Source organism: Mesorhizobium opportunistum WSM2075, from assembly GCF_000176035.2.
GTDB classification, from domain to species: Bacteria; Pseudomonadota; Alphaproteobacteria; order Rhizobiales; family Rhizobiaceae; genus Mesorhizobium; species Mesorhizobium opportunistum.
Genome location: NC_015675.1, coordinates 3494594 through 3519006 on the forward strand (window position 1 = coordinate 3494594; position 24413 = coordinate 3519006).

Annotated in this window: 21 protein-coding genes and 1 pseudogene; 16 read left to right on the forward strand and 6 right to left on the reverse strand. The window is 63.9% G+C overall.

The features are described from left to right. Positions 1-19 precede the first annotated feature (19 nt). The 9 genes from MESOP_RS16835 to MESOP_RS16875 are packed head-to-tail and all read left to right on the forward strand — an operon-like array spanning position 20 to position 8394. Positions 20-1105, forward strand: coding sequence for a Gfo/Idh/MocA family protein (locus MESOP_RS16835; RefSeq protein WP_013894537.1), 1086 nt, complete (start codon positions 20-22; stop codon positions 1103-1105). A gap of 55 nt (positions 1106-1160) precedes the next feature. Continuing rightward, positions 1161-2075: a sugar phosphate isomerase/epimerase family protein gene (locus MESOP_RS16840; RefSeq protein ID WP_013894538.1), complete on the forward strand. Its 915-nt coding sequence runs from the start codon at positions 1161-1163 to the stop codon at positions 2073-2075. 56 nt (positions 2076-2131) lie between these two features. Further along, positions 2132-3076, forward strand: coding sequence for a sugar ABC transporter substrate-binding protein (locus MESOP_RS16845; protein WP_013894539.1), 945 nt, complete (start codon positions 2132-2134; stop codon positions 3074-3076). A gap of 59 nt (positions 3077-3135) precedes the next feature. Beyond that, entirely contained in the window at positions 3136-4140 is a 1005-nt protein-coding gene (locus tag MESOP_RS16850) for an ABC transporter permease (RefSeq protein ID WP_049802373.1), read from the forward strand. Beyond that, a complete protein-coding gene (locus MESOP_RS16855; protein ID WP_167313598.1) occupies positions 4137-4919 on the forward strand; it encodes an ATP-binding cassette domain-containing protein in 783 nt (260 codons plus the stop codon). Before MESOP_RS16850 ends, MESOP_RS16855 begins: the two co-directional genes overlap by 4 nt. Positions 4920-4929: 10 nt before the next feature. Continuing rightward, complete coding sequence (locus tag MESOP_RS16860) at positions 4930-6105, forward strand: aldose 1-epimerase family protein (protein ID WP_013894542.1); 1176 nt, start codon at positions 4930-4932, stop codon at positions 6103-6105. Between the two features lie 49 nt (positions 6106-6154). Continuing rightward, positions 6155-7237: a fatty acid desaturase family protein gene (locus tag MESOP_RS16865; protein ID WP_013894543.1), complete on the forward strand. Its 1083-nt coding sequence runs from the start codon at positions 6155-6157 to the stop codon at positions 7235-7237. A 14-nt stretch (positions 7238-7251) separates the two neighbouring features. Next, positions 7252-7563, forward strand: coding sequence for a MocE family 2Fe-2S type ferredoxin (locus tag MESOP_RS16870; protein WP_013894544.1), 312 nt, complete (start codon positions 7252-7254; stop codon positions 7561-7563). 30 nt (positions 7564-7593) lie between these two features. After that, the gene (locus MESOP_RS16875) at positions 7594-8394 is read left to right on the forward strand and encodes a 3-methyl-2-oxobutanoate hydroxymethyltransferase (protein ID WP_013894545.1); all 801 of its coding nucleotides are present in this window, start codon (positions 7594-7596) and stop codon (positions 8392-8394) included. On the opposite strand, the gene MESOP_RS16880 is transcribed toward MESOP_RS16875, so the two are convergent. Further along, on the reverse strand, positions 8359-9870 hold the full coding sequence (locus tag MESOP_RS16880) for an HAL/PAL/TAL family ammonia-lyase (protein WP_013894546.1): 1512 nt from the start codon (positions 9868-9870) through the stop codon (positions 8359-8361). The two genes, MESOP_RS16875 and MESOP_RS16880, sit on opposite strands and share 36 nt — an antisense overlap. Further along, positions 9867-10868, reverse strand: a complete 1002-nt coding sequence (locus tag MESOP_RS16885) for an ornithine cyclodeaminase family protein (protein ID WP_013894547.1) — start codon at positions 10866-10868, stop codon at positions 9867-9869. Before MESOP_RS16885 ends, MESOP_RS16880 begins: the two co-directional genes overlap by 4 nt. Before the next feature lie 121 nt (positions 10869-10989). Between MESOP_RS16885 and MESOP_RS16890 the strand changes: the two are divergent. The 7 genes and pseudogenes from MESOP_RS16890 to MESOP_RS16920 all read left to right on the forward strand — a co-directional run bounded on the left by MESOP_RS16890 (position 10990) and on the right by MESOP_RS16920 (position 20280). Then, a pseudogene (locus tag MESOP_RS16890) lies at positions 10990-12415 on the forward strand (DHA2 family efflux MFS transporter permease subunit). A gap of 271 nt (positions 12416-12686) precedes the next feature. Continuing rightward, on the forward strand, positions 12687-13673 hold the full coding sequence (locus MESOP_RS16895; RefSeq protein WP_013894549.1) for an ABC transporter permease: 987 nt from the start codon (positions 12687-12689) through the stop codon (positions 13671-13673). 60 nt (positions 13674-13733) lie between these two features. Continuing rightward, a complete protein-coding gene (locus MESOP_RS16900; protein ID WP_013894550.1) occupies positions 13734-14759 on the forward strand; it encodes a sugar ABC transporter substrate-binding protein in 1026 nt (341 codons plus the stop codon). Positions 14760-14834: 75 nt separating this feature from the next. Further along, positions 14835-16958: an ABC transporter permease gene (locus MESOP_RS16905; protein WP_013894551.1), complete on the forward strand. Its 2124-nt coding sequence runs from the start codon at positions 14835-14837 to the stop codon at positions 16956-16958. Beyond that, entirely contained in the window at positions 16955-18004 is a 1050-nt protein-coding gene (locus MESOP_RS16910; RefSeq protein ID WP_013894552.1) for an NHL repeat-containing protein, read from the forward strand. Before MESOP_RS16905 ends, MESOP_RS16910 begins: the two co-directional genes overlap by 4 nt. Next, complete coding sequence (locus tag MESOP_RS16915) at positions 18004-19500, forward strand: sugar ABC transporter ATP-binding protein (RefSeq protein ID WP_013894553.1); 1497 nt, start codon at positions 18004-18006, stop codon at positions 19498-19500. The genes MESOP_RS16910 and MESOP_RS16915 overlap by 1 nt, the downstream gene beginning before the upstream one ends. Positions 19501-19872: 372 nt before the next feature. After that, entirely contained in the window at positions 19873-20280 is a 408-nt protein-coding gene (locus tag MESOP_RS16920; RefSeq protein ID WP_013894554.1) for a carboxymuconolactone decarboxylase family protein, read from the forward strand. 14 nt (positions 20281-20294) lie between these two features. Here MESOP_RS16920 and MESOP_RS16925 read toward each other — a convergent pair whose 3' ends face one another. The 4 genes from MESOP_RS16925 to MESOP_RS36570 form a co-directional block, all read right to left on the reverse strand. Beyond that, complete coding sequence (locus MESOP_RS16925) at positions 20295-21182, reverse strand: amidohydrolase family protein (protein ID WP_013894555.1); 888 nt, start codon at positions 21180-21182, stop codon at positions 20295-20297. After that, entirely contained in the window at positions 21182-22318 is a 1137-nt protein-coding gene (locus MESOP_RS16930; protein WP_013894556.1) for a vWA domain-containing protein, read from the reverse strand. Before MESOP_RS16930 ends, MESOP_RS16925 begins: the two co-directional genes overlap by 1 nt. A 200-nt stretch (positions 22319-22518) precedes the next feature. Further along, positions 22519-23400 (reverse strand): AAA family ATPase, encoded by an 882-nt coding sequence (locus MESOP_RS16935; RefSeq protein ID WP_013894557.1) that lies wholly within the window; start codon positions 23398-23400, stop codon positions 22519-22521. Positions 23401-23408: 8 nt separating this feature from the next. Further along, a complete protein-coding gene (locus MESOP_RS36570; RefSeq protein WP_013894558.1) occupies positions 23409-24413 on the reverse strand; it encodes a xanthine dehydrogenase family protein molybdopterin-binding subunit in 1005 nt (334 codons plus the stop codon).

A 24413-nucleotide genomic window follows, 5' to 3' on the forward strand; every position in this document is an offset into this window, starting at 1 on the left:
AGAGTTTCGGGAGGAAGACATGACAGGCAAAGGTTTCGAGCCGGACGTGAAGGTCCGCACGAAAGAATACAGGATCGGCTGCGTCGGCGCCGGCATGATCATGGCCGAGTGCCATCTGGCTGCCTACAAGGAGGCCGGGTTTCCGGTGGTGGCGATCGCTTCGCGCACCAAGGCAAGCGCCCAGAAGGTGGCGACACGCTGGGGCATCCCGATCGTCCACGATACACCGGAACAGCTGATGGAGGACACTGATGTCGAGATCATCGACCTTGCCTTTCCGCCGGACCAGCAGCCGGCGCTGATCCGCCATGCGCTGAAGCAGAAGCACATCAAGGCGATCCTGGCGCAGAAGCCGTTGGCGCTGTCGGTCGAGGAGGCGGTCAAGCTGCGCGACGAAGCGGCGACGGCCGGCAAGATCCTCTCGGTCAACCAGAACATGCGCTACGACCAGTCGATGCGCGTGCTGAAGCAGATCATGGACAGCGGCGCGCTCGGCGACATCGTGTTCGCGCAGATCGACATGCACGCCATCCCGCACTGGCAGACCTTCCTCGAGGATTACGACCGGCTGACGCTCGCCAATATGAGCGTGCATCATCTCGATGTGCTGCGTTTCCTGTTCGGCGATCCCGAGGAAATCACCACGCTGACGCGCAAGGATCCGCGCACGAAGTTCGATCACTCCGACGGCATCACCGTGTCGACACTGCGCTTCCCATCCGGCGTGCTCGCCGTGTCGCTGGAGGATGTGTGGTCCGGCCCGCGCCAGGAAGGCTACAAGGACGACCAGCATATCAACTGGCGCGTCGACGGCACCAAGGGCGTGGCCAAGGGTACGATCGGCTGGCCGACGGGCGCTGCCTCGACCCTGACCTACGCCTCGACCGAGACCACCGGCGGCGAATGGGTGAGCCCAAGCTGGGACACAATGTGGTTCCCCCATGCCTTTATCGGGGTGATGGAGCAGCTGCAGCACGCGGTGAAGACAGGCACGCCGCCGGCGCTGTCGGTCGCCGACAACGTCAAGACCATGGCGCTGGTCGAGGCGGGCTACCGCTCGATCGACGAGGGCCGCACGGTCAAGCTGTCCGAGATCGCTACCTGATCACCGCAACTGAAACACCAGACAACTGAATCGCTTACAGGGAGGAATTCACGTCATGATGCAGGCAGGTATTTTCACGGGCTATTTCCCGTACGGTCTCGAAGAGACGGCGAAGAAGATCCGCGGGCTCGGTTTCAACACGGTGCAGCTCGACCTGCACTTCAGGGATGTCGACCTGTCGGCCGGCCAGATCACCAAGGACAAGGCGAAAAAGGTGCGCGACGTGTTCCGCGACCACAATCTGCCTGTCTGCTGCGTGTCGGGCTATACCAACATCATCCATCCCGACAAGGCCGAGCGCGACAAGCGCGTCGGCTACCTCAAGGAGATCATCCGCAATGCCCGCCATTTCGGCTCGCCTTACGTGATCTCGGAGACCGGGACCTACAACACCGAATCCGACTGGGTGCATCACCCCAAGAACAAGACGGAGGAAGGTTTCGAGGAATGCCGCAAGGTGATCGCGGACCTCGCGCAGACAGCCTATGACCACGGCGCGGTCTTCCTGCTCGAAACCTACGTCAACAACGTCGTCGGCTCGGTCGAGGAGACGGTCAGGATGTTCGCGCAGGTCGACCATCCCGGCCTTGGACTGCTGATGGACCCGACCAACTATTTCGAGACGCACAACATCGACCGCATGGATCAGATCCTGAACCAGGTGTTCGACACGCTGACCGACAAGATCAAGATTGCGCACGCCAAGGACGTCAAGCGTTCTGGCGACGACAAGTCGGAGAAGCACGCCGATATCGGCGACGCCGACGCGATGGAAAGCCATACGTTCCGCGGCGTCGGCGAGATCGAGCTGCCGGCGCCGGGCCTCGGCTCGCTGAACTACGACCTCTATCTCAAGCGGCTGGCGGAAAAGCACCCGAACATCCCGGTGATCATCGAGCATCTGTCGGAAGACGACGTGCCGCGCGCCAAGACATTCCTCGACGGGAAGTTCCGCGCCAACGGCCTCTGATGATCACTCCGCGCTGCCGGTTCGCGGCGGCGCGGTTCCAAACAAGGGAGGAAAGAATGTTGAAATTTGCATTGAAATTGGCGGCCGCCGCGACAGTGCTTGCCGGCGTCGCGTTCGGATCGACGGCGCAGGCGCAAGATGGCCAGAAGACCTTCTATCTCCTGTCGCATGGCGGCCCGTCTGACGCGTTCTGGATCGACTGGAACGCCGGCGCGACCAAGGCCTGCGACCAGCTCAAGGTGACCTGCAAGATCTCCTTCAGCGGCGGCGACATGGCGGCGCAGAAGGAGGCCTTCAACTCGGCGCTCGCCGCCAAGCCTGACGGCATCGCCACGACCTCGGCGCAGCCGGGCCTGTGGACCGAGGAGGTCAAGGCGGCCAAGGCGGCAGGCATCCCGATCGTGTTCTTCAACACCGATGATCCGGCGACGGGGCGTCAGGCCTATGTCGGGGCCGACCTCAAGGAAGCAGGCGCGATCTGGGCCAAATATCTCGTCGACCACAAGATGGTGAAGCAGGGCGACAAGGTGTTCCTGCCGGTCGAGGTTCCCGGCGCCAGCTACCAGCAGCTTGAAACCGAGGGCATCGCCAGCGTGTTCGATCCGCTGGGGATCAAATACGATGTGGTCGATTGCGGCACCGATCCGGCCGGCATTATCGCCAAGATGACCGACTACATGGTGGCCAACAATCCGCCGGCGATCATCGCGCTCGGCGATTCCGTGGCGGCCAGCGTTAAGCGGGTGTTCGACGGCGCGGGTGTGCCGGCCGGCAAGATCCCGGTCGTCGGCTGGGGCAATTCCAAGGAGACGGGGCAGGCGGTCAAGGACGGCTTCGTCAACGCCGCCGCCTGGCAGTACCCGTCGGCGCAGGGCTTCATGCCGGTGGCGCTGCTCGGGCTCGCCGCCGCGGGTGAGCCGATCGGCTACGACATCCACACCTTCGGTCTCTACGACGCCTCCAGCGTCGACCCGATCCTGAAGCTCTACGACAAGAAGTGAGAAACCGGCGCCCGCCGGAAAAAGCGGCGGGCGTTTTCCAAAGCATGGTCCAAGCAGTCATGACAATCGCCGCAGAAGATAACGCGCCGGGAGCGAAGGGCAGATCGAGCCTGCTGCGCTCGCCGCAATTCTCCTCCTTCGTCATCCTCGTCGTCCTGCTGGTGGCGTTCGCCATCGCGGACGCCAATTTCCTGTCGCCGCTCAACATCTCCAACATGATGGCGTTCCTGCCCGAGCTCGGCATTATCGCGCTCGGCATGACGCTGCTCCTGACGGCAGGCGAGTTCGACCTTTCCGTCGGCGCGGTGTTCGGGCTGGCGCCGGTCGTGGTCATGCTTCTGGTGCAGAATGGCGGGGTGGATATCGGCGTCGCCCTTCTGGCCGGGCTTCTCCTGTGCATCGCGATCGGCGCGATCAACGGGCTGATCGTCACCAAGATCGGCATCTCGTCCTTCCTGGTGACGCTGTCGATGCTGCTCGTCGTGCGCGGGGCGGCGCTCTACATCACGCAGGGATTTCCGCTGAAATCCTGGGACCAGCCCGGCTTCTTCGTGACGCTGCTCGCCGGCAGCTTCAACATCGGCTCGTTCCGCTTCTACACCTCGCTGTGGTGGTTCATCGGCCTGTCGCTGTTTGCCATCTACATCCTGCGCTACGCCAAGCTCGGCAACTGGATCAGCGCCATCGGTTCGAACCGCAACGCGGCGGTGGCGCGCGGTGTGCCGGCGGACGCCGTCAAGATCTGGCTGTTCATCGCGACCTCGGTGCTGGCCGGGCTTGCCGGCATGATCAGCGCCTTCCGCATCTCCGCCGCCTCACCGGTGGCCGGCACCGGCTACGAGCTGGAAGTGATCGCCATGGTGGTGGTCGGCGGCACGGCGCTGACCGGCGGGCGCGGCACCATCCTGGGCACCATCGTCGGCGCGCTGATGCTGCGCGCCATCCGCAACGGCATCGTGCTGATCGGCGTACCGGGGCTTGCCTACAATATTTTCGTCGGCCTCATCATCCTCGCCATGCTTATCCTGCACGCTCTGCTGCAGAAGAACGCCGCAAGGGGCTGACGATGGAAGTGCTTCGGCTGCAGAATCTGCAAAAATCCTTCGGCAGCGTGCGCGCGCTGAAGAATGCCTCGCTGACGCTGAGGGAGGGCGAGGTGGTGGCGCTGCTCGGCGACAATGGCGCCGGCAAGTCGACGCTGATCAAGGCGATCTCGGGCGTGTTCCCCGTCGACCGTGGCGACATCTTCGTGCGCGGCGAGAAGGTCTCGATCCGCTCGACCCGCGATGCGATGGACCTCGGCATCGAAACCATCCACCAGGACACCTCGCTGGCGCCGGATCTCAGCATCGCGCGCAATCTTTTCCTTGGCCGCGAGCCGGTCAGTTTTGGCTGGCTCGGCGTGTTCGCGCCGCTCGATCTCGCAAAGTTGCGCAAGGCCGCTTCCGAACTGCTCAAGCGCGTCGGCATTTCGAAGAAGCTGGACGCCGATGCGCTGGTCTCGACGTTGTCGGGCGGCGAACGGCAGTCGATCGCCATTTCGCGCGCCATGCAGTTCGCCGCCAAGGTGATCATCCTGGACGAGCCGACCAACAATCTCGGTGTCGAGGAAACCCATGGCGTGCTGCGCTTCGTCAAGGAGGTGCGCGACGCCGGCCATTCGGTGCTGCTCATCACCCACAACATCCACCACGTGTTCCAGGTCGCCGATCGCATCATCGTCATGCGGCGTGGCGAGATCGTCGCCGAACAGACGGTCGCCGACACCGATCTCTTGACCGTGGAAAGCATCATCACCGGCGCCGACATGTCGGCCTTGCTCAAGGAGGCGAGGGCAAAGTGAAGGACGTCGCATGGTAGAGCTTTACGGCAAGACGCTGTCGCGAAGGCAAGTCGCCGAGCGGTCCGGCATGCTGTCGCAATTCGCCGGGGTGCGGCTGATGACGCTTGGCGACGGGGTGGAGCGCGGCATCCGCATGCTTGAGTTCCGTACCGGTTCGGGCCTGCGCTTCACCGCGCTGGTCGATCGCGCGCTCGACATCGCCGACTGCGACTATAGGGGCCAGGCGATCGGCTGGCATTCGCCGAGCGGTTTTCGCCATCCGGGCTTGCACGAGTATGAGGGGGAGGGCGGGCTCGCCTGGGCGCGCTCCTTTTCCGGCCTGCTCGTCACCTGCGGGCTCGACCACATACTGGGCCGGGAAGAAGTGCCTGTTGACACCTACAACTACCCCGGCAAGAAGACCGCGGTCCATTCGCTGCATGGCCGTGTCGGCACGATCCCGGCGCGGCTGACCGGTTATGGCGAGCGCTGGGAGGGTGACCGCTGCGTGCTGTGGGCCGAAGGTGTCGTCCAGCAATCGGCGGTGTTCGGCGAGGATTTGCATCTGATCCGTCGCATCGAGACCGATGTCGGCGGCAGCGAGATCCGGCTGTCCGACCGTGTCGTCAATCACGGCTTCAACCGCACGCCGCATATGTGTTTCTACCACGTCAATGTCAGCCATCCCTTGCTCGACGAAGGGTCGCGTTATCTGGCGCCGATCCGCGAAATTGTCTGGGCCGGCCATGCCGGCGAGCGCTACGAGGCGCAGAAGGTCGGCTACCGCACGGTGCCGGGGCCGCAGCTCGGTTTCAGCGAACAGGTCTGGCAGCATGAGATGGCGGCCGACGCCAATGGCGAGGTACCGGTGGCGGTGGTCAACGACCGGCTCGGTCTCGGCTTCGAAGTGGTGACGCGCAAGGACCAATTGCCTTGCGCCTATCAATGGCAGAACTTCCAGGCCGGGCAGTATGCGCTGGGCATTGAGCCTTCGACCCATCATGTGCTCGGCGATCTCGCCGCGCGCGAACGCGGCGAGATGATCTGGCTGGAGCATGGCGAAAGCCGGGGCTACGATGCGGTGTTTCGCGTCCTCGATGGCGCCGGCGAGATTGCCGCGGCCGAAAGCAGGATTACCTCTATCGCCAGGCAGCCGCGGCAGGATTATCCGCAACCGTCGGGAAATTTTGCGAGATTGAGGGCATGATGCGACAGGAATGCTCCGGCTGGCGGGCCGGAAAGCGGAGGCCGGTGTGATGGGCAAAAAACGCGACTACAGTCTGGTCGGCGAAAGCACGCGGCTTGCGGTCGAGACCGGCCTGGCCTCGGCCGAGTGGTACCACACCGACGTGCCGCGCAAGGCGATGAAGGAGCTGATGCAACGCTCCGACGGTCCGGCGATCCGCGACACGGTGATCTGGCTCGCCGTCATACTGGGCTCCGCCGCCGGCATCGTCTGGTTCTGGGGCTCGTGGTGGGTGGTGCCGTTCCTGTTCGTCTACGGCGTGCTCTACGGCTCGTCGAGCGACTCCCGCTGGCACGAATGCGGCCACGGCACGGCCTTCCGCACGCGCTGGATGAACGATGTCGTCTACCACATCGCTTCCTTCATGCTGATGCGCAATCCGGTGCAATGGCGCTGGAGCCATGCCCGCCATCACACCGACACCATCATTGTCGGCCGTGACGCCGAGATCGCCGTCATGCGCCCGCCGGACCTGCTGAAGGCGGCGCTGGCGTTCACCGGGATTCTCGATTTCCGTTATTCGCTGCCGACCCTGGTGCGCCAGGCCTTTGGCACGCTGTCGGAGGAGGAGAAGAGCTACATCCCCGAGATGGAGCAGCACAAGGCGGTGGTCGTCGCTCGCTGGCACCTCGCCATCTATGTCGCGACCATCGCGCTTGCGATCGCGCTGGGATCATGGCTGCCGCTGGTGCTGATCGGCCTGCCGCGCCTCTATGGCACCTGGCACATGGTGACGACCGGCCTGCTGCAGCATATCGGCCTTGCCGACAATGTCGTCGACCACCGGCTCAACACCCGCACGGTCTACATGAACCCGATCAGCCGGTTCATCTACTGGAACATGAACTACCACGTGGAGCATCACATGTTCCCGATGGTGCCCTATCACGCGCTGCCCAGGCTGCACGAACTGATCAAGCACGACCTGCCCGAGCCGAACCCTTCCATGTGGCATGCCTATCGCGAGGTCTGGCCGGTCCTGCTCAGGCAGCTGAAATATGAGGATTATTACCTCAAGCGCGAATTGCCGCCGACGGCGAGACCCTATCGCGGCGAATTCCACGAGGTCGATATGTCGGCGGCGGCCGAATAGCTGAGGAGACAGAGATGGCCGACTGGGTTGAAGCATGCGCGGTTGATGACATCGAGGAAGAGGATGTCATCCGCTTCGATCATGGCGGCCGCACCTTTGCGATCTATCGCTCGCCGGATGACGAGTTCTTCGCCACTGACGGCTTTTGCACGCATGAGAAGGCGCATCTGGCCGACGGGCTGGTGATGGACGACATCATCGAATGCCCCAAGCACAATGGCCGCTTCAATTACAAGACCGGCCAGGCCAAGGGCGCGCCGGTCTGCGTCAATCTCGCGACCTATCCGGTGAAGATCGAGGCCGGTAAGGTGATGATCGAGATTTGACGTGTGGCAACCGATCCAGGGGACATCTAAATGAGCCGAAAGAGACCGACCGTCGCCGATCTGCGCGCGATGAAGGGCAAGCGCCAGCTGACCATGCTGCGCGTGCTCAACCTGGACGAGGCGGAGGCCGCCGAGCGGGCGGGGGTCGACATCGTCTCGGTGCCGCCCGAACTGGTGCTCAACCCGCAATACCGCGATGCAGCACCCAGCCTGTTCACCATGCCGGGCGAGAATTTCTTCGAGATCGGTACGGCGGATGATTTCGTCCGCTGGGCGTTCCGGCTCTACAAAGCAAGCGCCGACGCGGTCTATTGCAGCGCCGGCTATGCCACGATCAAGCGGATGGCTGATGACGCCATTCCCGTCATCGGCCATGTCGGGCTGATCCCGTCCCGCGCGACCTGGACCGGCGGCTTCAAGGCGGTCGGCAAGACCGCCGATGCCGCCATTCAGGTGTTCGAGGCGGTGAAGCAACTGGAGGCGGCCGGCGCCATCGGCGCCGAGATCGAAGTGGTGCCGGTCGAGGTGGCCAAGGCGATTTCCGAGCGCACCTCGCTGATCATGCTGTCGATGGGGGCGGGCACCGGCTGCGACGCGCAATATCTGTTCGCCGACGATATCCTTGGCCAGAACCGGGGCCACATGCCCCGCCATTCCAAGGTCTATCGCAACTTCGCCGCCGAATATGACCGGCTGCGGGCGGAGCGGGTGGCGGCATTTTCCGAATATGTCGCCGACGTCAACAGCGGCGCCTATCCCGAGGACAGGCACGTCGTGCACATGGATCCGGCCGAGCTACGCCTGTTTCTCGACAAGGTCGGCCGGGGTTAAGGTCCAATTCCCGCCGGCAAGCGCCGCATGGAGCGCTTCGGCCTCGACACCGAGCGGCCGGTCTTCCTTGAGGGCAGGGACAAGCGCGCGCGCCGCCGCATGGATCGCGCCAGTGTGTGGCGCCAGCGTCAACCCTTCACGCAGATCCACCGCCTGCGCCGCCGCCATCAGCTCGAAGGCGATCAGCCGCCGCCAGAGCGCGATCATGGCAGCGCATTTCGAAACGGCCAGCGGCGTCTGCGTTGCGTGGTCTTCGACGCCTTCCGACACGGGCAGGAAATCGAGCATCACAGGATTGGCCTTGTGGCGGATGCTGGCCAGGATCGATGTCGCCGTCTTCTGCAGCGGCACGAAACCAGCAGAGGCCCCGCCGACCGGCGACAGATATTTGGGCAGGCCGTTGCGGCCCGAACCAGTGAGCTGGATGAAGCGGGCGACGCTTGCGGCGGCGCATTGCGCGATTGCCAGGCCAAGCGACTCGAAGGCGAGCGAAAGCGCGGCCGTGTGGAAATTGCCGGTCGACAACACCAGTTCGTCGTCACCGAGCACCAGCGGGTTGTCGGCGGCGGCGTTGAGTTCGATCTCGACGGCATGCTTTGCCTGACCGATTGCCTCGATCAGCGCGCCATGGATCGATGGCATGCAGCGGATCGACAGCGGGTCCTGTATGGTAGTCGGCGCGGGCGCCTCTTCGCGGGCGAGCAGATCATGCAGCGCCTTGGCGGCTTCCTGTTGACCGGCTGCGGGGCGGGCCATGTGCAGGCGTGGATCGAGGATGGTGCGATTGGCGCCAAACCCTTCCATGGTCAGCGCGCCTGCGTGCTGCTGCTGGGCCAGCGCCGACAGCGCATCGGTCACCGCAAGCGCGCCACTGCCGGCTGAGACCGCCGAGGCGTTGATCAGCGACAGTCCGTCCTTGGGCGCCAGGCCGATCGGAGCGAGGCGGGCCATCATCAGCGCCTTGGCGGCCGGCATGCGACGGCCCTGATAGTCGGCCTCGCCTTCGCCGATCAAGAGACGGGCTAGTGCCGTCATCAGCACCAGGTCGCCGGCACCGATCGAGCCGAGCGATGGCATCACCGGATGGACGCCGGCATTGAGTGCGTCGACCAGGGCGACAAACACGGCAGGCGACAGGCCGGAGCCGCCGGTGGACAGCATCGCCGCGCGGGCGACCATGGTTGCCCGCACGGCTTCCACCGGCAGCACTTCGCCGACCGCGGCGCTGCGCCCTTCCAGCAACTGGCGCTGGAAGGCACTGGCGTCGCCCTCGACCGTCGTGCCGAGATTGGCGCCGAGCCCGGTGTTCAGGCCGTAGATCTGCTGGCCGGAGGCGGCGGCCTGGTCGAGCACCTTTCGCGCCTTCTCCAGCCTGCCGATGACATCGGGTCCGATCTCTACCTTGCGCGCCTCGCGAGCGACGGTGGCGACATCGCTTGTGCTGACGCCGGTTCCGGTGAGGACGAGCGCGCTCATGCGAAGCGCAGCCTCTGGCCGATGCCTTTTTCTCCTGCCTTGGCCAGCATTGCCTTGCCCAGCGCAATGTCGGACAGCGACAGGCCGCGATGCCAGAACAGGATGGTTTCGTCATCGCTCTGGCGTCCGGGCTTGAGGCCGGCGGCGATCTGGCCGAGTTCGGCATGCAGCGTCTTTTCGCTCAGCCGGCCGGTCTCGACATGGGCGCGCAGCGAGCCGAACTTGCCGCCCTTGCACTGGCCCCAGTCGTCGACGACCGTCTTCTGCATGATGTCGGTCAGCGATAGCTCGACCGCGCTCATCGTGCCGTAGGGCACGACCAGCGCGCCAGGCTTGATCCATTCGGTCTTGAGCAGCGGTTGCGGCTCCGGCAGGCGCGAAGCCTCGACGACGATGTCGGCGCCTTCGACGCAGCTCTTCCAGTCGGCCACGGCCGTGACCTTCTTGCCGAGATCGGCGGAGAGCTTGGCGGCAAAGCCGTCGCGGCTCTCCGGGCGGCGCGAATGGACGCGGATTTCGTCAAAGTCGAAGAGATGATCGAGCAGGCGTACGTTCCAGTAGGCGGTGCCGCGTGCGCCGATATGGGCCAGCACCTTGGAATTCTTGCGCGCCAGATGTTTGGCGCCGATGGCGGTGACGGCGCCCGTGCGCATGTCGGTGATGACGGTGGCGTCGAGAATGGCGCGCGGCATACCGGTGCGCGGATCGAACAAATTGAGGATGCCGAATTCCGAGGGCAGGCCGTGCAGGTAGTTGTCGACGTAGTCGCCGACGATTTTCACACCCGCTGTATCGAGTGGCGCCACATAGCCGCGCAGCACGTTGAAATGGCCGTGGAAGGATGGATCCGGTTCGAGATGGACACGTGGTTCGATCACCGTCTGGCCCTTGCCCTGGGCGAGAAGGCCAGCCTCGACGGCGGCAATGATTTCGCCATCGGTCATGGCAAGGGCATCGATGTCGAGGGCATTGAGGTAGTCGATATAGATCGCCTTCATGTCAATGCGTGCACTTTCCTCGGTTGCCCCGCTCATCCCATAGCAGGCCACGGCGCGACACGAAAGTTTGTTGCGCTATCTATGGACGCTGCCTCCCAAATGCTGTTCAAACCGATCCGTCATGACTGCCATTCCCGAGACTGAAGCCTCGTCCGAAACGGCCACGAATGCGCGGCGCGTGGCGCTGATCGTCGCCATCGCCTTCTTCATGCAACTGCTGGATTCGACGATCATCTCGACGTCGCTGCCGCAGATGGGCGCCTCCTTCGGCGTGCCGGCGGTGGCGATGAGCATCGGCATCACCATCTACATGCTGACCATGGCAGTGTTCGTGCCATTGTCGGGCTGGCTCGCCGACCGCTTCGGCGCGCGCAACATCTTCCTAGTGGCGATCGCGCTGTTCACTTTGGCCTCGCTCGCCTGCGGCTTCTCGCAAAACTTGACCGAGTTCGTTGCCGCGCGCGCAGTGCAGGGGCTGGGCAGCGCGCTGATGACGCCGGTCGGGCGCATTCTCGTCCTGCGCAACGCCTCGAAATCCGAGCTGCTCAATGCCACGGCGCTGATCACCTGGCCGGCGCTGTTCGCGCCAGTGGTCGGGCCGGTGCTCGGCGGCTTCATCACCACCTATCTCTCATGGCACTGGAATTTCTTCATCAACATACCGCTGGGCGCGATCGGGCTGGCGCTGGTTGCGCGCTTCATTCCCGGCGACCGCGAGGCCGACCCGAAGCCTTTGGACTGGCCGGGGTTTTTCCTGACATCGGCGGGGCTCGCGCTGCTGCTCTACGGTCTCGAGCGCATCGCGCATCCGGAAGACGGCGTCTTGCCGACAGTACTGCTGATCGTTGCCGGTATCATCGTCTCCTGGCTGGCGGCGCGGCATCTCCGGCGCGCGCCGCATCCGCTGCTCGATCTTTCCTCGTTCAAGGTACTGACTTTCGCCATCTCGACGCTCGCCGCCGGCACCATCTTCCGGGTGGCAATCAACGCCACGCCGTTCCTGCTGCCGCTTTTGTTCCAGGTCGGCTTCGGCCTCAGCCCCGTCGATGCCGGCATGATGATCCTGGCCTATTTCCTCGGCAATCTAGGCATGGACGACGCCGACCTTGCGGCGTTTCGGCTTCCGCTCGGTGATGGTCGTCAACGGCCTGATCGCCTCGGCCTCGATCATGGCCTGCGGGGCGATTTCGCCCCAGACACCACAGGCATTGGTGGTGGCGCTGATGCTGGTCGCCGGCCTGTCGCGCTCGATGCAGTTCACGGCGCTCAACACGCTGGCCTTCGCCGATATCGAAGCGGCACAGCGCAGTTCGGCGGCGACGCTGTCGTCGATGCTGCAGCAGGTGGCGATGCTGTTCGGCGTCGCGGTGGCGGCCGCGATCCTCAATCTGTCGCAGATCGTGAGGGCCCAGCCGGCGCTCGACCTCACCGATTTCCGAATCGCCTTCCTGGCGATCGGCGTCATCGGGCTGGTGGCCGCGCTGCGATTTCTAGTGCTGCCGCCCGGCGCCGGCGCCGAGGTTTCCGGCCACACGCCGGGGAATTGAAAATCGAATTTTTCCGCCTGGCGCGGAGATAAATTCCGCCTTGTCCTTTCGCCTTGATCCAGCACTTTCGCGCACAGCTGACATGGCGCAATCAATTGCCAAAAATGCAGGCTTTTCCACGCATTGCGCCAGCTTAGGCTATCGATGCGTCCACTCTGCGAATATCGACATCAGGCCTCGTTCCGGACGCGGATTCATTTGACGAACTGGCGCTGAGCCGATTAGCTTTTGTTTTCGGGATGGCAGCGCTGCCATCGGGGCGAATACAGACATGAACGCGACCGGCTGGCCGAACTTCAGGAGCCTGAATCAGGAAGGCATTGTCTTTGCCATAGCGGTGGTGCTGTTCGTTGCCGCGGCGATCGGCCTGCCGGGCTTCATCGACCCCAACAATCTCGTCGCCATCGTCCGCTCGGTATCGGTGCTGGGGATCCTCGCGCTCGGCATGGCGGTCGTCATCATCGGTCGCGGTATCGACCTCTCCGCCGTGGCGATCATGGCGATGTCGGTCGCCTGGTACCTGCAATTGCTCAACACCGGCACCCCGGACGGGCTGGCCTTCGCCTATGTGCTGGCCGGCGTGCTCGCCATCGGCTTGCTCAATGGCTTTCTCGTTGCCTATGCCGATGTGCCGGCGATCTTCGTCACGCTGGCGACCGGCTCCTTCGTCTTCGGCTATGTGCGCTCGCAGCTGATCACGCAGGATGCCGTGCCGGTGCCGCAGGGCCATTGGGTCGAATTGCTGGGCGGCCTGCGCTTCCTCGACATTCCGATCGAGGTGTTCGTCTTCGCGGGGCTGGCCTTCCTGTTCTTCCTGTTCCTGCGCTACACAAAATGGGGCCGCTACATCTATTTCGCCGGCGACAATCCGGTGGCCGCGCGCAACATCGGCATTCCGGTGCGGCCAATGCTGGTGCTGCGCTACGTGCTCTCCGCTTTCGTGGCGCTGGTCGCCGGCCTTTTGACGGCGGCCAGCCTGCATTCGATCAACACCCGCATCGTCAATTCCACGCTGCTCTACGACATCGTGCTGGTGGCGGTGATCGGCGGCATCGGCCTGTCGGGCGGGCGGGGCGGGGTGCGCAACGTGCTGGTCGGTGCGGCGCTGATCGGCATTCTCTTGAACGCCATGACCATCATCGACATTCCGCTGCTCTACCAGAACCTGATCAAGGCAGCGATCCTGCTCGGCGCCATCATCGTCGACGGCATCATCAATCCACGTGACGAGCAGACTGCCCAGCAGGGCGACATTTAGACCGGAAGCGGACGGTTGGGGCCGGCCGCTAACAACAACGACCAAACCAGAGGATGTGACATGAAACTGATCAAGACTTTGATGGCCGCGGCAACGGCGCTCGCCGTTACCGCCTTCGTGGCGCCGACCTTTGCCGCAGACGATCCGGGTCCGGCTGCCTATGCGCAGGCGCTCAAGGGCAAGCGCGTCATGCTGGTGCCGTTGGCGATGGGCTTCGACCTGGCGCAAGGCTGGTCGCACTATCTGAAGACCGAAGTCGAGGCCTGGGGCGGCGTGTTCGAAACGCGCGATCCGAACTGGGTGGTCGACGCCGGCGCGCAAGCGATCACCGACGCGATCTCGTCGGACACCAGGCCCGATGTGCTGATCATCCATGCGCCCGACCTCAACTCCTACTCCAAGCTGATGAAGAAGGCGCAGGCCGCCGGCACCTATGTACTTCTGGTCGACAATCCCGCCAACTTTCCGGCTGACGCCTTTGTCGGCAGCGACTGGGACCGGCTTGGCCAGCTCGAGGCCGAAGCGGCGATCAAGGGCTGCGGCGAAAATTCTTCCAAGAAGATCGGACTGGTACAGGGCGACCAGGCGAACTCCTCCAGCCTCTACCAATATGCCGGCATCATGAAGGTGCTGGACAAGCATCCCGACTTCAAGGTGGTGGCCAAGCCCGACTCCAACTGGGATGCAACGACCTCGCGCAATGTGACGACGACGATGCTGCAGCAGAACCCGGACATCTGCTCGATCATCGATTTCTGGGATGGTGACGCCACCGGCGCTTCCGCCGCGATCCGCGACGCCAAGCTCGACGGCAAGGTGTTTTTGGTCACCACCGGCGGCGGCGAGAAGGCGGCCGACTGCGACAAGCTGGCCGACGGCACCTATGGTGCCGTGGTGATGACCGACCTTGCCCGGCAATCGGGCGACATGAACGCCATCATCAAGTTCCTGCTGCAGAGCGGCCAGCCGGCCGGCACCTCTCACACCTACATCTACACGCTGGAGAAGGCGACGACCAAGGCCGACCTGAAGCCCGACAGCTGCTGGGACCTGAAGGCGCTGCAGGCCGAAGCGGCGGCCAAGTAAGCCGATCCTTACAAACACCAGTCAATGAGGTGGCCGGATTGCCTGGCCACCTCTTTCTCTTGCCGTAGTGAGCCGATGTCCTTTCGCGAACGCCTCCAGTCCTGGCGCTACAATCTCGTGCCTGACCATCTGGTCGGCGAGATCCTGACCAAACGCTGGACCGACAACGCTATTCCCTTCCTGGCGCTGGTGGTGACATTGGCGACCTTCGGCTCGATCATTCCGGGGTTCTTCAAGCTGACCTCGCTGCAGGAATCGACCCGCCAGCTCGGCGAGTTCTCGATGGTCGTCACCGGCATGACGGTGGTCATGCTGGGCGGCGGCATCGATCTGTCGGTCGGCTCGATCTTCGCGCTGTCGTGCTTTTCCGCCGTCTATGTCTTCTTCATCTTGGAACAGTCAATCTGGCTGGCGCTGGCCGCATCGCTTGCCGCCGGTCTCGTCTTCGGCGCCATCAACGGTTATCTCGTCGGCTATCTGCGTCTGCGCGCCTTCCTGACCACGCTGGTGACCTTCATTTTTGGCCGGGCGCTGTTCGACATCCTGGTCACCACTTACGCCGCCGACGTCCAGCTTTCGACGGCGACCTCGGATGTGCTGGATTTCATCGGCGACAGCACCTTCTGGGGACTCTCCGTGTCGGTGTGGCTGGCCATCATCCTGGCCATCGTCACCCATGTCGCGCTGACGCGCTCGCGGCCGGGCTGGCACGTGCTGGCGGTCGGCGGTAGCAGGCGCTCGGCGCACAATGCCGGCATCCGCGTGCGCCGCACCGTGTTCATGACCTATGTCTTCTCCGGTTTCTGTGCCTCGATCGGCGGTTTCCTCATCGCCTGCCGGCTGAGCGGGGCAGGGCCGGGCACCGGCCTCAACCTCGAGATCATGGCGCTGACGGCGGCGGTGGTCGGGGGCGTCAGCCTTGGCGGCGGCCGTGGCTCGGTGATCAAGGGTCTGATGGGCGCGATTATCGTCTTGACGATGACCAACGGTCTGATCCGGCTGGGCTACGGCACCGGCACCAACCAGATGGTGCTGGGCATCATGCTGGCGGTGGCGGTGACCATCGACATCCGCTGGCTGAAGAACCGTCACAAGGTGCTGAACGAGGTCTATGTCGCGCCGGTCTATCTCAAGATGGGCGAGACGCAGTCCGCCGCGCCGGGCTCCGGCACGCCATATGAACTCGACAACCGGCTGTCGGCGGCCGACCATATCGGGCTTGGCGAACTGGAAGGGCCGGAGGATGTCATTCTCGACCGCGACGACAATCTCTACTGCGGCACGCGTCATGGCGAGATCGTCCGCTTTTTCGCGCCCGATTACGTCAAGTCGGAAGTGTTTGCCCATATCGGCGGCTTTCCGCTCGGCCTCGCCTTCGACAAATCGGGCAATTTGATCAGTTGCGTCGGCGCAATGGGGCTCTATTCCGTCTCGCCGGACCGCGAGGTGAAACGCCTGTCGGCCGAGACATCGCGGTCCTGGACCTCGATCGTCGACGACGCGCGGCTGCGTGACCCCAACGATTGCGATATCGCACCTGACGGCCGCATCTACTTCACCGACTCCACCAAGCGCTACGACGCCCATGACTGGGCGCTGGACTCGATCGAGAACCGCGCCACGGGGCGATTGCTGGTCTATGACCCGAAGGACGGGTCGACCAAGACGCTGCTCGACGGCTATCGCTACACCAACGGTGTGTGCATGGCGCATGACGGCAAGTCGCTGTTTTTTGCCGAAAGCTGGGCCTGCCGCGTGCATCGCTACTGGCTGGAGGGGCCGAAGGCCGGTACCGCCGAATGCGTCATTCGCGACATGCCTGGATATCCCGACAACATCAACCGGGCCTCGGATGGCAATTACTGGATGGCGTGGCTCGGCATGCGCACGCCGAGCTTCGACCTGTCGCTGCGCCATCCCGACATGCGCAAGCGCATGACGCGCCGGCTGCCGCAGGACGAATGGCTGTTTCCCAACATCAACACCGGCGGCGTGGTGAAATTCACGGAGAAGGGCAGCATCGTCGAGGCGATGGGCGACCTCACCGGCGGCGCGCATCCGATGGTCACCTCGATGCGCGAGCACAAGGGCTATCTGTTCGTCGGCGGTATCCTCAACAACCGCATCGGCCGCTACAAGATTTCAGGCGCCGACCCGAACTGGACCAGCCCGGCTTCCTATTGGGGAGCAAAATCATGATCCTCGATCCGATCCTGGATATGTTTCGCGGCAAGGCGGTGACCATCCCACCGCTGGATGGTGCGTTTCGGCCCAACACGCGGCTGGACGATGCGCCGGCTTTTGCGGAGCTAACCGAGCCGGATAATCTGCTGGTCCCCGGTGACCGGCTGCTGGCTTCCAGCGGCAACGCCATCTATTCGCTTGCCGCCGAAACCGAGCCCAAGGTGGTCGAGACCTTTTCGTCCCCCATCACGGCGTTGGCTCTGTCGCCATCGGGTGAACTGACCGTCGGGTTGGAAAACGGCAAGCTGCTGATTGGCGGCCAGGAGATTTCGCTGCCGGCTGCTGTCCGCTGCATCACCGCGCTTGCTTATGCCGAGGACGGCACGCTGTGGCTGGCCAACGGCTCGACCGACGATACGCCGTCGCAATGGGCCGCCGATCTGATGAAGAAGGGCGCGTCCGGTTCGCTGTGGAAGCGGGACCCGGCCGGTGGGGACTTCCGCAAAGTGGTCGGCGATCTCGCTTTCCCTTACGGTCTCCATCCCGTCGGCCGTGACATTCTGGTCAGCGAAAGCTGGCGCCATCAGCTCATCCGCCTTGACGGCGCGACCGGCAGCCGCGCGACGGTACTGACGCATCTGCCTGGTTATCCTGCTCGCCTGTCGCCATCCGCGGATGGCGGGGCGTGGCTGACACTGTTTGCGCCACGCAATCGGCTGATCGAGTTCGTGCTGCAGGAAAGGCACTACCGGCAGGACATGATCGACCAGGTGCCGCCGGCATACTGGATCGCGCCGGCGCTGGCCTCCAGCCGCAGCTTCCTCGAGCCGCTGCAATGCGGCGGCATCCGCACCATGGGCATCCACAAACCGTGGTCGCCGAGCCGCTCCTACGGGCTGGTGGTCAGGCTCGACCAGAGGATGCAACCGCAATTCAGCCTGCACAGCCGCGCCAACGGCACACGCCATGGCATCTGCAGCGTTGCGGAAAAGGGGGGCGAGTTGCTTATCGCCTCCAGGGGTGGCGACTGCATCCTTTCCGTCGACGCGGGAGGTTTCTGATGGAACCGATCGTTCGCCTGGAGAACGTCACCAAGAATTATCGCGGCGTGCCGGCGGTCAGGCAAGTCAGCTTCGAACTGCGCAAGGGCGAGATCCACGCGCTGCTTGGCGAGAACGGCGCCGGCAAATCGACACTGACCAAGATCATCGCCGGCGTCGTCGATGCCACTTCGGGCAAGATGTTCCACAAGGGTCGGGAGATCGCCTACGCGTCGCCGCATGCCGCACTTGAAGCCGGCATTGCCATGGTGTTCCAGGAGACCAGCCTGGTGCCGTCGATGACGGTGGCGCAGAACCTTTATCTCGGTACTGAAAAATTCCTCAACCGGCTGCGCGGCACGTATATTTCAGCACAGCAATTCCTGCAGTCGCTGAATTTTCCGGTCGATCCGAACGCCATGGTGGCGACGCTGGGTGCCGCCAAGCGGCAGATGGTCGAGATCGCGCGCGCGGTGCACCACAATGCCGAGATCATCATCTTCGACGAGCCGACGGCGACGCTGACGCCGGAAGAAAAGCGCCACTTCTTTGCGCTGATCCGGCGGCTGAAAGCGAGTGGCGTGTCGATCGTCTTCATCAGCCATGCGCTGGAGGAGGCGCTTGCCATTGCCGACCGCATCACCATTTTGCGCGACGGCGAACTGGTCATCACCGACGACACATCCGCCTTCGATCGCGACCGAATTGTCGCCGCCATGGTCGGCCGCACCTTGTCGGGACAGATCTATCGCCAGCGCGACGAGACCAAGCTGCGCAAGGCCGGCAAGAAGGTGCTGTCGGTGCAGGACATCTCGATGAGCAATGTCGTGCGCAACAATTCCTTCTCGATCTTCGAGGGCCAGATAACCGGCGTATTCGGGCTGATCGGCTCCGGCCGCACGGAGACGTTCAAGATCGTGTCGGGCATCTACAAGCGCGATTTCTTGCGCGGCGGCGCGATCGAACTGGACGACAGGCCGGTTCGTTATCTCGTGCCGAGCGAAGCCGTGGCCGACGGCATTGTCTACGTCACCGAGGACCGCAAGAGCGAAGGCATCTTCGAGACGATGGGCATCGCCGAGAACCTGTTTGGCGGCCTGCTGGCGGCCGGCCGCGAAAAGGCATGGGTGATCAACCAGCAGGAAATGCGGCAGCTTTCGGCCGAATGGACGAAGACGCTGAACATCAAGACGATCAACGACAATGCGCGCGTCGTCGAGCTTTCCGGCGGCAACCAGCAGAAGGTGGTGATCGGCAAGGGGCTGGTGCAGCAGCCGCGCATCGTCATCTTCGACGAGCCGACGCGCGGCGTCGATGTCGGCGCCATCGCCGAGATTCACCAGATCATCAACCGGCTGGCCGACGAGGGCCTCGCCGTCGTCGTCATCTCGTCCTACCTGCCGGAGATCATGAACCTGTCGGACCGGATTCTCGTATGCCGGCAAGGTCGGATCGTCGAGGAGTTTTCTCCGGCGGAAGCGACGGAGGAGAAGATCATGTATGCGGCGGTGCATTAGGTGGCGGGCAAGGCGGATGATCGCACCGTTGGATCGAACACCGGAAATTAGCCGAGGCATCCGTCATTTCGTCATCCACGGGCGGAGCAAGGAGCGTGGCGACGCAGCGCAGACCCGAGGATCCATGCCGGGACTCGGAAGCGCTGCCACGGTGCGGAATTCTGCTCCGCTGCACACTTCGATAGACGTCACGGAATGGATCCTCGGGTCTCCGCGACGGAGCTTCGCTCCTGCTTGGCCCTAGGATAAGGAAGGTGAAAAGCTTCGGCCAATCGTCAAGATCGTGTTTCGATACGCACGAAAACTGAATCAGAAGAGCCGACTAGCCATCTTTGCTCATGACCTGATTCAATTCACACGAAAGGAAACGCCATGGCCACCACTAGACTCCTGAGCGATGCCGAGGTCGAAAAAATCCCTGATGTGAAGGCGGTATTCGACGATATCCGCGCGACACGCAAATCGGATTTCGTCAACAATTTCTGGCGCGGATTGGCCAATGATCCCCCGGCGCTGAAGCGCATCTGGGAGCAGCTGAAAGTGGTGATGGTGGCCGACAGCGCCATCGATCCGCTGACCAAGGAGATGATCTACATCGCGGTGTCGACCGCCAATGGCTGTTCCTACTGCGTCCACTCGCATACGGCGGCGGCGCGCGCCAAGGGAATGACCGATGCGCAACATGGCGAGCTGGTGTCGATCATCGGACTGGCCGGCCAGACCAACCATCTGGTGACGGCGATGCAGATCCCGGTCGATCCGCAATTCGAGGTGAAGTGAGGGGAAGACCCGCGCTACACCGGCCGGTACACCTTCTCCGCCGTATTCCAGAAGATATCGGCCTCGGCGGCCGGACCATGCCTGGCCACCGCATCGCGGTGCGCCTTGATCAGCTCGGCGTGGCTGGTCCAGAGCTTCTCGATCGGGAAATTCGAGCCGAACATCAGGTGGTCGGCGCCCAAAATCTCGATTGCGTTGTCGACGATGTAGGCGATCAGCAGGGGATCGTTGCGGTGGACGAATGTGCCGAGGCCGGACAGCTTGGCGTAGAAATTGGGCGCGGCCGAGAGCGTCCTCAGGCCGGCCTTCCAGGCTTCGGTGGTTTCCGGCTCCATGTCCGTCAGCATGCCGGCATGGGTGAGGATGAAATTGGTTTGCGGGTTTTCGCCGACCAATGTCAGCCCATCCTTCATCTGGGCGGGAAAAAGCTGCAGGTCGAAGGACAGGCCGTAGTCCTTGAGCCGCGCCACGTTGGCGCGCACCTTGGGATCGATGACCTGGTCGGCCGAGGTGGCGAAGCGGAAGGCCGGCGTCTCGTGCCAGTGCAGTTGCATGCGCACGCCGCGCAGCAACTTGTATTTCATCAGCCGGTCGATCTGATGACGCACATCGTCCACCGTCATGTCGGCATAGCCGACAATGGCATGCGGCCAGCCGGTCTCGTCCGATGTCTTCTGCAGGAAGGCGACTTCCTTCTCGAAATCTTCCTTGGCCCAGTTGGTCTGGACATAGACGGCCTTTTCAACGCCCGAACCCTTCTGGTCCTCCAAAAACTCCGTGATCGGATAGTCGCGGCGGATCGGCTCGTAGGGGCCGAAGATGCGCGGCACCATTGGACCGACCAGCCAGGGCTGATCCTGCTGGCGCCAGATGTGGAAATGCGCGTCGATGGCTTTCTGCATCACGATACCCTTTTCCAGATGGTCTCGGCCGCCGGGGCGGGGCGGGCGAGTGACAGGATGAAATCGGTGAGGCCGGCGAGCGAGGAGCCGTCGACCAGATCGTCGAGAACCGGCAGGATGGCGCGGAGCGCCGTCGTTTCCGGCCGGAAGCGCGGGTCACCGGCCAAAGGTGTGGCGAGCGACAGCCGGAAGGCGCGGGCGCTCAGCCGGCGCATGGCTGTTTCCAGTTCGGCATGGTCGCCGCGCTCCAGCGCGTCGGAGAGGATGACGATCGCGGCACCGCGCGCGAAGGATGAGAAGCGCGGCACCGAGAGGAAGGCGAGCAGCGTCGGCCCCATGCGGGTGCCGCCGTCCCAGTCGTCGACCTGGGCTGCCGCACGGGCCAGCGCCTGATCCCGATCGCGGATGCGCAATGCCGCGGTGATGCGGGTCAGCCGTGTGCCGAAGGTGAAGATTTCGGCGCGGTCAGCGCCCTGCACGGCGGCGTGCGCCAGCTTGAGATAGTCCGCTGTGTGCAGCTTCATCGAGCCGGAGACATCGATCAGCAGCAGCAGCTTGCGTGGCACGGTCTGCCGCCGACGCAGCAGCGGCGAGGGGACATCGCCATCGGCACTGACGATTTCCCTGAGCGAGCGGCGCAAATCTAGCTTGCCGCGCGAATGGGTGCGCACGGTGCGGAAGGAGCGGCGGGCGGGCAGGGCGGCCGACAGTCTTCGGCGAAAGGCGGTCAGCCTGTCGTCGTCGCGTTGGAAATCGCGCATGCTCAATTGCTCGAGCGCCGAAGACAGCTCGCCGACCTCTTGTTGCTGCTCGGCTTCGATCCGCTCGTCGTCGGCGCCGCCATCATCCTTGATGCGGGTTTCCTCGTCGGCGTCGGCTTCGACCACGGCGGATGCGTTGCCATAGAAATGGCTCTGGAAATGCGCCTCGAATTCGTCACGGCGGTCGGGCGGTGGCGCCAGCGTGGCAAGGGCGGCCTCGCGTATGTCGGCCATCGAGCGTGGGCCGAGCAGTGTCACCGCCTGCATGAAGCTGGAGACTTGCTCGGGCGCGATGGCAAAGCCGTAGCGGCGCAGCAGGCGGGCGAAGCCGAAGAGGGGCACGGCGGCGCGGGGCAGGCTTGTTGCCCGCATCATTCTGTGTCGCCCCCCTCTGTCCTGCCGGACATCTCCCCCTCAAGGGGGGGAGATTGGCAGCTTTGATGCTTCGCTCAGCTTTGCGATGCTGGAGATTGGCGAAAGCCGCGATGGCGGCTGATCTCCCCCCTGGAGGGGGAGATGTCCGGCAGGACAGAGGGGGGCGCTGTCCCGCCAGCGTTGCGGAATGAGGTCCCGGCTCACGCCAGCGCCTCCTCGACGATGCGGCCGAGCTCCGGCGCGATATAGGACAAATCCTCCTCGTCCTTGATCAGCACGCCGATGGCGCGGCGGAAGGCTTCCGGCCATGGGCTGCCGCCTTTTTCGAGGATGGTGGCGGCATTGGCCCATTCGACCGCTTCGGCGATGCCCGGCGGCTTGGCCAGCGGCCGGGCACGGATGGTCTGCACGGCGGTCGCCACGGCGCGCGCGGTGCCTTCAGCGACATTGCCGGCACGCAGCATGATGATGCCGGCTTCGCGCTCGGCGTCGGGATAGCCGATCCAGTGGTAGACGCAGCGCCGGCGCAGCGCTTCCGCCAATTCGCGGGTGCGGTTGGACGTCAGGATAACGATCGGCTGAGCCGCGGCGCGAATGGTGCCGCGCTCGGGAATGCTGATCTGGAAGTCGGAGAGGAATTCCAGCAGCAGCGCTTCGAATTCGTGGTCGGAACGGTCGATTTCGTCGACCAGCAGCACGCGCTGCTCTGGCGCCTTCAGCACCTGCAGCAGCGGCCGCGCGATCAGGAAGCGATCGTCGTAGATGTCGATCTCATGCTCCCCGGCATGGCGGATGGCGAGCAGCTGGCGCTGGTAGTTCCACTCGTAGAGCGCGTGCGCGGCGTCGATCCCCTCATAGCATTGCAGCCGCACCAGATCGCGACCGAGCAGCTCGGCGATCGCCTTCGCGGCTTCCGTCTTGCCGACGCCCGGCGCGCCTTCGAGCAGCAGCGGTTTGCCCAGGCGGATCGCCAGGAAGATCGCGGTCGCCAGGCTGTCGTCGGCCAGATAGCGCGAGGCGGCGAGATGCTCGCCCACCGCCTCCGGCGAGGTCGCGACCGTTTCGGCGTTTGTCCCGGACATTTCGGGCCTCAGTTCGCCGCTTGCGCCTTGAGCGCGCGCAAGATGCGCTCAGGCGTGATCGGCAGCGTGTCGATGCGTACGCCGACGGCGTCGAAAACGGCATTGGCGACCGCCGGTATCTGCGGGTTGGCGCACATTTCGCCAGGCCCCTTGGCACCGTAAGGCCCGTCGGCCGAGGGCCGTTCCAGCACGATGATCTCGGTCTCGGCAAGGTCGCCCGGGCCCGGCATCAGATACTGGTTGAAGTCGGTGCCGCCATGGTCGCGGTTGGGATAGTAAGGCTCGGTCGTCTCGTAGAGCGCGTGGCTGATGCCCATCCATGAACCGCCGACGAGTTGCTGCTCGACCATTTTGGGGTTCAGCGCGCGGCCGATCTCGAACACGTTCTTCACCGTCAGCACGGTCACTTCGCCGGTTTCGTCGTCGACCTCGACCTCGGCCACCGTGCAGGCGTGCGCATAGCAGGTCGATGGTTTCATGGCCCCGGTCTCTTTCTCCGGATAGGAGCGCGGGATCAGGAACATGCCGCGGCCCGAGATCGAGCGGCCGCGCTTGAAATGCGCCGACAGCGCGACATCGAAGATCGAGATCGATTTCTGCGGCGCTCCCTTGACCAGTATGTTGCCCTGGCCGTCGGTCTCGAGGTCCGACGCATTGACTTCCAGCTCTTCCGCCGCCACTTCCAGCATCACCTGGCGGGCTTCCTTGGCTGCCTGGATGACGGCATTGCCGGCGCGGTGGGTGCCGCGCGAGGCGAAGGTGCCCATGCAATGCGGGCCGGTGTCGGTGTCGGCGGTGTCGACGACGACACGGTCCGTCGGCACGCCGATGGTCTCGGCGCAGATCTGCGCCATGATCTGCTTCATACCCTGGCCGAGATCGACTGATGACAAAGTCACCATGAAATTGCCGGTGGGTGTCGAATGGACCAGCGCCTGGGTCGGGTCGCCGCCAAGGTTCATGCCGGTCGGATAGTTGATGGCGGCAACGCCGCGTCCGCGCCTGATCGTCAT

What these genes read in the sequence shown, in the direction of transcription:
- MESOP_RS16835 (WP_013894537.1), top strand. Translation starts at nt 20, where the DNA reads ATGACAGGCAAAGGTTTCGAGCCGGACGTGAAGGTCCGCACGAAAGAA.
- MESOP_RS16840 (WP_013894538.1), top strand. Translation starts at nt 1,161, where the DNA reads ATGATGCAGGCAGGTATTTTCACGGGCTATTTCCCGTACGGTCTCGAA.
- MESOP_RS16845 (WP_013894539.1), top strand. Translation starts at nt 2,132, where the DNA reads ATGTTGAAATTTGCATTGAAATTGGCGGCCGCCGCGACAGTGCTTGCC.
- MESOP_RS16850 (WP_049802373.1), top strand. Translation starts at nt 3,136, where the DNA reads ATGACAATCGCCGCAGAAGATAACGCGCCGGGAGCGAAGGGCAGATCG.
- MESOP_RS16860 (WP_013894542.1), top strand. Translation starts at nt 4,930, where the DNA reads ATGGTAGAGCTTTACGGCAAGACGCTGTCGCGAAGGCAAGTCGCCGAG.
- MESOP_RS16865 (WP_013894543.1), top strand. Translation starts at nt 6,155, where the DNA reads ATGGGCAAAAAACGCGACTACAGTCTGGTCGGCGAAAGCACGCGGCTT.
- MESOP_RS16870 (WP_013894544.1), top strand. Translation starts at nt 7,252, where the DNA reads ATGGCCGACTGGGTTGAAGCATGCGCGGTTGATGACATCGAGGAAGAG.
- MESOP_RS16875 (WP_013894545.1), top strand. Translation starts at nt 7,594, where the DNA reads ATGAGCCGAAAGAGACCGACCGTCGCCGATCTGCGCGCGATGAAGGGC.
- MESOP_RS16880 (WP_013894546.1), bottom strand. Translation starts at nt 9,870, where the DNA reads ATGAGCGCGCTCGTCCTCACCGGAACCGGCGTCAGCACAAGCGATGTC.
- MESOP_RS16885 (WP_013894547.1), bottom strand. Translation starts at nt 10,868, where the DNA reads ATGAAGGCGATCTATATCGACTACCTCAATGCCCTCGACATCGATGCC.
- MESOP_RS16895 (WP_013894549.1), top strand. Translation starts at nt 12,687, where the DNA reads ATGAACGCGACCGGCTGGCCGAACTTCAGGAGCCTGAATCAGGAAGGC.
- MESOP_RS16900 (WP_013894550.1), top strand. Translation starts at nt 13,734, where the DNA reads ATGAAACTGATCAAGACTTTGATGGCCGCGGCAACGGCGCTCGCCGTT.
- MESOP_RS16905 (WP_013894551.1), top strand. Translation starts at nt 14,835, where the DNA reads ATGTCCTTTCGCGAACGCCTCCAGTCCTGGCGCTACAATCTCGTGCCT.
- MESOP_RS16910 (WP_013894552.1), top strand. Translation starts at nt 16,955, where the DNA reads ATGATCCTCGATCCGATCCTGGATATGTTTCGCGGCAAGGCGGTGACC.
- MESOP_RS16915 (WP_013894553.1), top strand. Translation starts at nt 18,004, where the DNA reads ATGGAACCGATCGTTCGCCTGGAGAACGTCACCAAGAATTATCGCGGC.
- MESOP_RS16920 (WP_013894554.1), top strand. Translation starts at nt 19,873, where the DNA reads ATGGCCACCACTAGACTCCTGAGCGATGCCGAGGTCGAAAAAATCCCT.
- MESOP_RS16925 (WP_013894555.1), bottom strand. Translation starts at nt 21,182, where the DNA reads ATGCAGAAAGCCATCGACGCGCATTTCCACATCTGGCGCCAGCAGGAT.
- MESOP_RS16930 (WP_013894556.1), bottom strand. Translation starts at nt 22,318, where the DNA reads ATGATGCGGGCAACAAGCCTGCCCCGCGCCGCCGTGCCCCTCTTCGGC.
- MESOP_RS16935 (WP_013894557.1), bottom strand. Translation starts at nt 23,400, where the DNA reads ATGTCCGGGACAAACGCCGAAACGGTCGCGACCTCGCCGGAGGCGGTG.
- MESOP_RS36570 (WP_013894558.1), bottom strand. Translation starts at nt 24,413, where the DNA reads ATGACGATCAGGCGCGGACGCGGCGTTGCCGCCATCAACTATCCGACC.